General features: G+C 73.5%; 1 protein-coding gene. It reads right to left on the bottom strand.

The genetic code is table 11. The features are described 5' to 3' along the window. Positions 1–446, bottom strand: a 446-nt coding sequence (locus AC2JF9_RS09305) for a hypothetical protein (protein ID WP_500727203.1), incomplete at both ends; no start/stop codon positions are given.

Genomic DNA, 446 nt, shown 5'->3' with positions numbered 1-446 from the left:
TGCAGCCGCTGGCTCAGGCCGGCCGTTGCCGCCTGGACCGCACCGAGGCTCGCAGCCAGCGTGCGCTGGCGCTCCTCCGCCTGGTTCTGCGCATTCTGCAGGGCGGCCCGAAGCTCCTCGACCGCCGCTGCCGGGGCCGCCTGAGCGATCCGCCCCTCGACCGCATCGAGGCGGGTCAGGAGCCTGTCGAGGCTTTCGCGGATGGCGGGATCGGGCGGCGGCGCTGGAGGCGCGGTTTGCTCCGCCCGGTTTGCAAGTTCGGCGGCCTGCCGCTGGCTCGCCTCGGCGGCGCTGCGGGCCGCATTGACGGCCTCCGACAACTCGCGCGACTGACTTTCGAGAGCCGCGATCCGGCGCTCGAAAGCCTCGTTTCCCGGTTGCGGCCCGGCTGCGACCGGCGCAGGAGGACGCGGCCGCATTTCCAACGCGGCGAGCCGGCTCTCGAA

The sequence above is a fragment of the Lactobacillus sp. C449L genome, from assembly GCF_059900815.1.
The sequence above is the reverse complement of the archived record's forward strand: the minus strand, read 5'-3'. Positions and strand labels throughout refer to the sequence as shown.